The organism is Rhodococcus sp. MS16 (assembly GCF_013277795.1).
In the GTDB taxonomy this organism is placed as follows: Bacteria; Actinomycetota; Actinomycetes; order Mycobacteriales; family Mycobacteriaceae; genus Rhodococcus_F; species Rhodococcus_F globerula.
This window is the reverse complement of record NZ_VBTM01000015.1, coordinates 65,258-72,124: the sequence shown is the minus strand read 5'-3', so window position 1 is coordinate 72,124 and position 6,867 is coordinate 65,258. Positions and strand designations below refer to the sequence as shown.

Below are 6,867 nucleotides of genomic sequence, written 5' to 3'. Positions count from 1 at the left end.
GTCCGCAACAACGGACCGTGGCAGCTCATTGCGGCTCACCATTTCAAAAGCGCTGAGGAGTACCTCGCCGTCTCGGGGCCGAAGAATCGCGATCCTGATGTGAAGCTGGAGTTGTCCGATCTCCTGACACCGACCTTCCGCAGCTACTTCGGCGATCGGGGTGTGGCTTACGAGGACAAAGCACACGAACTTTACTTCAACAGGCGACTCCTCGACATGATCAAAGGCATCCACGGTGCCTCCTATGCAGTTCCGAGCAGCTATCTCTTCAACCTCCGCGCACCGGCACACAGTTACGACGCCGGTCACTTCGACGGCGCCAGCTGGCGCGGGGTCGACATGGGCAACGCACCTCTATGGTTGATCAGCGTCATGGCGAAGTCCGGACTGTTCGAGCGCTGGGAAATCAAGACCGGACAGGTTATCGCGTACTACTACAACTCCGACATCGATGGCGGTTTCACCTACTGGCCCGACGGCCCGGACCTCGCACCGAGTCGATTCGCCGCTCCGTTCTGGAACAGCGGACTTCTCACCAACAACGAGAAGATGTTCCATCGGGGTGAGGCGAGCGGTCCTCGCGACAAGCGGTCCATCTCCAAGCTCCAACTCGATTCCGTCATCGAAGGAGTCGGCACAGACGAATGGGTCATTCGCAACGGATCCGAAGAGATCGCCCGATATCACGATAGCGACATGCGCTTTCTATTCCACTACAGCGCAAATGTTTTCGATGATCTTACGGACGTCAAACGGTACCTCGATCACACCGACGATCTGACAGTCGAACAAGCCATCGGCATGCTGATCGACGACCTCGACGCCCGTGGCGTGTCGTACACGAGCCCATCGGATCCGCTCAACGACGCCGACTTCGTCGCGACACTCACGCACACGTACGCGATGGCGCCGTCGCACTACCCCGCAGAAGCTCCGCTGGACATCATGCGTAGCAAACACGGAAAAAAGTCCTAGTCACCGCCCCCACGGGCTCGTCCGGGTCACACCCGGCACTCCATTGACTGCCATTGAGCACTTCGAAAGCGATTTACTTCGGATGCCCGCGCTCATGTCGTCGGTGCGTGGCGACTCAGTCGTGTCAGCTCGTCGGTTGGTCCTACGCAGTGGCCACACGTGTGGCAGCGAGAATTCACCGACCACGAATCGTTACTGGGACAGTACCTCGATCATCCCATCCACTGCGGCGTCGCAGACCGTTGGTTCGATCCGGAATGCACCGCGGTCGTCATTCGCGATCGGGTCTGCCACAGCTTCTGCGCGCTCAAAACATCAATCTTGCTCGGCGGCTTAATAATTCAAGACAGGTATGTCCTGCAATGGGGATCACTCTCTGATGCAGGACATTTCCAGTTAATTGGCCACAAACATCCCGCAACTTCCACTACCACCAATCGGAAATCAAGATCTCGCCGTCCATTAGGGCTGGTGCGAGACCGTTCCATGTCGTGCCTCGTCCGTCCTGCTTCCCGACCACTGCGTGACAATCGCGGCCTGTCCTATTCGACGACGTCCGGCCCAGCAGGGTCCAGACGTCGTCTGAGTCCATGACGTCCTGGCCATGGGTAGCGAGGTAACCGTTCATTCCGAAGCCATCGCTACTCGGAAGACCGAGGTAGCCGCGTTCGATGCGCAATCCGGGAGGAGGTCGACGGGTCCAATTTGAAAAGAACACTCGGTGTTCAAACAAACTGAACTATAAAGGGTTTGGTGCATGCTGTGCTATTTCGACGCATCAAAACCTTTATGGTTCAGCTAATGGAGGTCCACCAAGCGAGATCCATCCTCACAAATCTGGTGACGGCCAGAGTCGTCGTCGGCAAGTACATAGCCGCCTCCGCACACCTCTATCTCCCGGATAGAACATATGACTCCCCGGGGGGCCCGAATGGTGCCGAACCATCCAGACTCCCTGCAGCGCATGGCCTGTTGACTAACCTGTCACTTCTGCACCCATGCCAGTTCGGGGCGGAACCAATACTGATACGCCGCTTCCACACCGTGGACGGACTTGGGAGTGATCAAGGTAGCAACTGCAGGACGCCAGAAGCGGTACGCAGTGGTATCGACAATCTGCCTGATCGCGGTCTGGTAAGCCTCCTTCACGACAGCCTGATCGTTCGAAGAATGCGTCATTTCCAGAGCCTGGTCGACGATGGGATCCGAGTAGCCCGCCGTGTTACCCGAGCCCTCCGTGTGGAACGTCCTGTATAGGTTGTCCGGATGCGCACCACCCAGCGCATTCAGGATGAGATCGAAGTTACCGGAGGTCAATGCAGACGCGAACCCCGCCCCGTCGAGAGGCTTGATCTCAAGCTTCAGACCGTCCACTTGCTCGAGTTGAGCCTGCAGCAGCTCCGCCACCTGTGTCAGGGCCGGACTGCCTGCTGTCGTGACGTACGACAGCACAACATTGCCGCCACCGTTACTGGCGCGGTACTCGTCGATCAATTTCTGTGCGCCCGCGACATCCTTGGCCGGCCACGTGGCACTCACGTCATGGAGCGGGCTGCCCTCAGGTATGAAGTGGGTGGCTACCGGGTCATCAGGATAGACAGCCGCCATGATCTGATCATTGTCGATCAACTTGCCCACCGCAGCCCGGACTGCCGGATCTGCCAGTGCCCCACGACTACTCAACCGCACACCCTGTCCACCCAAAAGGTTCGACTGCACAAGGTCCATACCCGCGCTTTTTGCCCGCGAGGGGTACTTCGCACCGTTGACCATCATCACGTTGACGTCTCCGGACTGGAGAGCATTGAAGCGCTGGTCGTCGGCAGGGATTGTCTTGACAACAACGCGGTCGACATACGGCCGTGGCTGGTCCCAGTAGCCCGGATTACGGTCGAGAACCATTTCGGTGCCGCGGGCCCAGGATGTCATCACAAACGGACCTGCGCCAACCGGGGAATTGCCGAAATCTGCGCCCTTCTGCGTAATAGCGGTGGGGGATCCAACGAATGCCAGCGACTCGGTCAGCATAAACGGGAGCTGATGATTAACTTCGTTGGAAGTCACCGTGAGAGTGGTGTCATCCACCACGCTCCACGAAATCGTCTTGGCTGCAGCCATACTGGGGGAGAGCAGCTTCGGATCCAAAGTGCGCTGCCAGTTGAATGCAACGGACTCAGCGTTGAAGGGCGTTCCGTCGGTGAAGGTCAGACCGGGACGCAGAGCGAGAGTCCACACCTTGCCATCTTCACTGGAAAAGGACTCCGCCATGCCCGGCGTGATCTCACCAGATACGAGATCATAGTAAAGTAGTGCGCCGTAGACCGCCTGACACGGCGCTAGGCCAATCCCGATGGCGCACGTAACAGGGTCCACCGATTGAGCGTCTGTATTGTAGGAGTATGCGAGAGTGCCTCCGCGCTGGGGCTCGCCTGCCTGGTTACTCGGAGTCGCAGTCGAGTCGCTCGAGCACGACGACAGCAATAGGGTCAGTGCGGCGCCGGCACTCAGCGCCATGAGAATGCGAGGTCGAGTTTTCAATCAGTAACTCCTCTGGTGATGATGCTGGGGGTCGAAAGTTTCATGCGTTCTAAACGATCTCAAGCAGATGACCTCGGTGGGCCTTCACGAACGAGACCGGTCCACTGCAAGTGGACTGATCGATCTCGGCGCCTTCCTCATCGAGCCCGAAGCGCACCTGATCTGTGACATCGAAGACAAAGCGATTGCTACCGAACAAAGCGAATCCTTGTGCTACTCAGACCAAATGGCGACCGTTTCAACGGTGAACAAGTGTGCAGAACCTTCTTGAGCGCCTTCGGCAGTATCTCACCTTCGGGATGGTTGAAGCAAAATTTCTCCCGTCCAGCGGACATTGTCGAATCCGTTGGTACCTGTCCGCATGGTTTTCGATTCCGCTGACCTAACCGGAATCCGCTGCCACTCACAATGCCGTCGCCCTCCGCGAGCCGTCCGGGACGGCAGTAGATTCCGAGAGGGGCAATAGATTTCGCTCGAGAAATTTCCTACACGCATTGTCCGACAACGGTACAAGGTTCAATGGGAAGGGTCAGGGCATGGCGACAATGCGGGCATGGAATCTTTTTCTCACCGCTGCAAAAGAACGTCCTCGACCGACAACGATGGCCGACTCGGAAACAGCTGCGGCTGGCCATAGCGACCGACACCATGTAACCGCCGTCAACCGGGATCGCGCCACCACCCGGCATGTACGGCGATGCCTGCCACGTGTCGCTGTCCGAGCCCAGCACTTCCTGCCGAACCTTCAGATCCGCCATAGCCAACTGCCACGGATGTACACCGACGATATCGGCAACCCAGCCCGCCGAACCGTACACACCGGCCGTCTTCATCACCGCTTCGGAGAAATCTCGAGGATGTGCTTCGAACCCGTCGTATTCCTTCCGGGCGAGCATGCGGATGATCCCGGAGTTCTTGAGGCCCTTGGCCATGTCATCGGGCAGCCGCACTAATGACTCCGCCTCATCAGCCCGAGCACGCAGGTCGTCAGCGAGGACCACGATATTGTCGAGAACTTGATGGCTCCCAGTTATTTCTCCAGAAGGTAGCGAAAAGTGTCAGGGCTCAGGATGCAGGCGCCGGAATTGCACTTCGGCCGGCAGCGACGTTGGCGTCGATCTCTTCTTGCCAACTCGCCAACGCACGTTCGGTGTCGATCTCATATTCAAAGCGATTGATCATCTCGGGTTCGATAGCTTCGACATCGACATAGAACTGCTGGTACCAACGGCGAAGCTGGTACACAGGTCCGTCCTCTTCCGACAGAAGTGGGTTGTCGATGGAAGATTTGTTCTTCCAGATCTCAACGTCTTGCTCGAAACCAATTGCGACACCGGCCGAGACACCGGCCGCCATCTCGTCAGCGACCTCATCGGACACGCCCTCGGGCTTCTTCACGATGACGCCGTACTGCAGAACAAACGACGTGGGAGAAACCGGGTAATGGCAATTGACCAGAATCATGCTCGGTTCGTTTCCGTCACTGCCCGACCATAATTTGTCGATCATGTAGGAGGGGCCGAAATATGAAGCGTCGGAACGACCTTCCTGATCATAGTTTGTAGAGATGGTCACATCGAGTGCGTCAGCTCGCGGCTTTGAACGCATCACCTGAGTGGCGACGTGGCCTTCGAAGACATTCCGAAAGTATTGCGGCATCGAGTAGTGGACGTAAAAGAAATGAGCCATGTCCACGACGTTGTCGACAAGCTCACGACAGTTTGCCCCGTCGACTTTCAGGGTCTTCCAGGTCCAATCGGTCCATCCCGGATCGCCGTACCTGGCAATCTCAGGAATGGTAATTTCGTCGGTCGGCATGCTGCCTTGTGGGTCGTGCCATACGTACAGCTGCCCATTGCGCTCGAGAGTCGTCCACGACTTCGTTCGAGCAAGCGGAGGAACACGCCGCGCATAAGGGATCTCGGCGCACCTACCGTCACCTCGCCAGCGCCAATCGTGGAATGGGCAGGCAATCGTGTCATCTTTTACCGTGCCGAGCGCCAGGTTTCCTCCCATATGCGGGCAGAAAGCATTGAGTACGTTGACTTTCCTGTTTTCTCCCGCAAAGACCACTAATTCTGTACCGAACGCAGAAATCTGATGGGGTTGCCCGTCACGAAAGTCGCGAAGCAACCCCAGGCAATGCCATCCACGCGCAAATCGAGTAGGCGGTTCCCCCGCTTCGATAACTCTGACCTCTTCGGAATTCGTTGTTGTAGAACTCATGTCAACCTCCTGCAAATATCGACCACGAATCGGTTCTGACGTAAATGTGACCAGCATCGCATTGACGATGCACCCTCCGACCAACACTTCCCGAAGAACGGGAGAAAACCGGGACGGTCTCGAGAATCGCCTACTCCTCGCACCGCCCGAGGTCAGCGATGCGCAGATATGTGCGCAGAGAACTCGAAATATTCAGTTCACCAACGCTGTTCAAACTTCCAATTGCCCACCAACGATATTGACTGTCCTCCGATAAAAGTCGGGAAATTGGGTTGGACAACGAAGTGAAAGTTCTCGCCTGCACACATCGAATACCGCCGAGAGCTGCCGTCATCACCTGACCGCAAGACTGTCAGACTGAAACAACTGACGTAGAACTCTTTTGGTGGATTCGTGGAGCACCCCCATGAATTCGTATGCTGATTAGTCATCTAATTTGCATGTAGGCGGAGACGGGCCCAATGGCAGCTATCCGCCTGCAACGTCCCGACACACCGTGAAACGTCCGTGCCGTAAAATCTCCTTGACTGCAGTCCGGTACCACCCCGTCCCTGTCTTCGAACAAAACTGGCGCTCCCAGTGTTTCGTGGGTGTAGCATCCGAAAGATAGTCTGGGTTGTGTTGCTGGATACAGGTTTCGGCGTTCCGAAGGTTCAATAAGTAACGCGCACGTGCAGGACCTCTAAATCCGGGGTTACCACCAACCGCAACCCAGAGGATCTATTCGCACGTGCGCGTCAACTCAGCATTTGACCAACTCCTCGAAATTCCCGGTGCATCGGTATCGGATGTCACGATCACCGACACCGACGTCGAAGTCCGATTACGCCACGCAAGCGCACATGCTCGCCGTCCGGACCGACGACGGTAGCGCTCACGCCGTGTTCGTTCTGAACCAGTTCGCCATCGAAGCGGAAGCCATAGTGAGTGGAGACCGAGCTTTCGCGCCCAACGGCGTCACGGAGCATTTTCTCCACCATGTGGGAGGGCGCGTTCTGGGGTTGTTCGGCTGTGACGTCTTTGCATGAGGTAGTCGCGTCGAGGACGGCGACGGCAGGTTCCGACAACCATGTCGCGTAGACCGCAGTCCTCGCCCACCCCGGAAAGGCGGGCTCTTAACGCGCTGCC

Annotated in this window: 4 protein-coding genes and 2 pseudogenes; 3 read left to right on the top strand and 3 right to left on the bottom strand. The window is 57.2% G+C overall.

Annotation, left to right across the window (positions count from 1 at the left end):
* The coding region (locus tag FEZ60_RS27235) for a hypothetical protein (protein ID WP_172937545.1) at positions 1-975 on the top strand (975 nt) is incomplete at its 5' end.
* A 984-nt stretch (positions 976-1,959) separates the two neighbouring features.
* On the opposite strand, the gene FEZ60_RS27230 is transcribed toward FEZ60_RS27235, so the two are convergent.
* Positions 1,960-3,489, bottom strand: coding sequence for an ABC transporter substrate-binding protein (locus tag FEZ60_RS27230; protein WP_172937555.1), 1,530 nt, complete (start codon positions 3,487-3,489; stop codon positions 1,960-1,962).
* Between the two features lie 419 nt (positions 3,490-3,908).
* Between FEZ60_RS27230 and FEZ60_RS32700 the strand changes: the two are divergent.
* A pseudogene (locus FEZ60_RS32700) lies at positions 3,909-4,155 on the top strand (IS3 family transposase); the annotation flags it as partial.
* Here the strand turns inward: FEZ60_RS32700 and FEZ60_RS33205 are convergent.
* Both FEZ60_RS33205 and FEZ60_RS27220 read right to left on the bottom strand, forming a co-directional pair.
* Positions 4,155-4,547 (bottom strand): annotated as a pseudogene (locus FEZ60_RS33205) (hydroxylase); the annotation flags it as partial. The pseudogenes FEZ60_RS32700 and FEZ60_RS33205 sit on opposite strands and share 1 nt — an antisense overlap.
* 31 nt (positions 4,548-4,578) lie before the next feature.
* A complete protein-coding gene (locus FEZ60_RS27220) occupies positions 4,579-5,739 on the bottom strand; it encodes a Rieske 2Fe-2S domain-containing protein (RefSeq protein ID WP_172937554.1) in 1,161 nt (386 codons plus the stop codon).
* Positions 5,740-6,527: 788 nt separating this feature from the next.
* Between FEZ60_RS27220 and FEZ60_RS27215 the strand changes: the two genes are divergently transcribed.
* Positions 6,528-6,767: a hypothetical protein gene (locus tag FEZ60_RS27215; protein WP_172937544.1), complete on the top strand. Its 240-nt coding sequence runs from the start codon at positions 6,528-6,530 to the stop codon at positions 6,765-6,767.
* Positions 6,768-6,867 lie beyond the last annotated feature (100 nt).